2 rRNA genes are annotated in these 530 nt (G+C 47.9%); both read right to left on the bottom strand.

The features are described from left to right. A 23S ribosomal RNA gene (locus tag GEV37_RS16885) occupies positions 1 to 101 on the bottom strand; the annotation flags it as partial. Between the two features lie 313 nt (positions 102 to 414). After that, positions 415 to 530 (bottom strand): 16S ribosomal RNA (locus GEV37_RS16880); the annotation flags it as partial.

Below are 530 nucleotides of genomic sequence, written 5' to 3'. Positions count from 1 at the left end.
ACAGGTCGTTTGCCACCTCACCGAACCTTATCGCAGGCTTCCACGTCTTTCATCGCCTCTGGCTGCCTAGGCATCCACCGTGTGCGCTTCATTGCTTGACCCTATAACCCGAAGGAGTCTGGATCGCACAATGACAACGATTGCCGGATACGCTTGAGACGTATCACAAAACAATTGCATGTTGAGTTGGCTTATCTAACGAATCAGACAAGCAAAACAACATTGTCAGCATGATATACATTGTTAAAGAGCGACTGCCATAAGCAGTGATAAAGGCACGTTGCCGTTCACTTTTAAAAGAAAAAGAAAGATCTTTTCTCTTTTTTTAACGTGAAGGTGCTTTTATCACTGTTCATCACAGCTCATGATCAGGTAATTCATTGTGAGCGCTTGCCGCGAGCGCGACGCATCGTTTAAGGAGGTGATCCAGCCGCAGGTTCCCCTACGGCTACCTTGTTACGACTTCACCCCAGTCATGAACCACACCGTGGTGATCGCTCCCCCGAAGGTTAAGCTAACCACTTCTGGTG

The organism is Vreelandella malpeensis (assembly GCF_020622355.1).
In the GTDB taxonomy this organism is placed as follows: domain Bacteria; phylum Pseudomonadota; class Gammaproteobacteria; order Pseudomonadales; family Halomonadaceae; genus Vreelandella; species Vreelandella malpeensis.
This window is presented reverse-complemented; position numbering and strand designations above follow the sequence as displayed.